General features: G+C 63.0%; 1 protein-coding gene. It reads right to left on the bottom strand.

Annotated features, from left to right (window positions below; genetic code table 11):
• Positions 1–376, bottom strand: a 376-nt coding sequence (locus tag ACL03I_RS39535) for an aKG-HExxH-type peptide beta-hydroxylase (RefSeq protein WP_412808677.1), incomplete at both ends; no start/stop codon positions are given.

The raw sequence follows: 376 nt of genomic DNA, 5'->3' as shown, positions 1-376 counted from the left end.
ATGCACGAAACACAATGGGTGGTAACGCGGTTCGGTGTCGGAAAGGTCGTGCAGCTCGAACATGTCGAGTATCGCGCCCATCTTGACATGCTGGAACTCATGAACCAACAGTTCGGCGAGTGACGCGCCGTCCAGTCGCGCTGGAGCCAGGCCCACCGCGCCGAAGGCCAGACGTGTCGACGCACTTCGCGAGAGCTTGCCATCGGACTGCAGTGGCAGCACCGTACGCAATCCCGCGCGCAGGCCGGGAGCGTAGCGGGGCAAACAGGTGTCGATGATGTCGATGGCCGCGGTGAAAGCACGCTGCCAGCTTTCGGCCTCCGCCGCGCTGAGCTGATCGACCGGGTAGATTTCACTCCCCTGGTACGGCACTGCA

Origin of the sequence: Nocardia sichangensis (genome assembly GCF_047200615.1) — a bacterium.
Lineage (GTDB): Bacteria > Actinomycetota > Actinomycetes > Mycobacteriales > Mycobacteriaceae > Nocardia > Nocardia sichangensis.
This window is presented reverse-complemented; position numbering and strand designations above follow the sequence as displayed.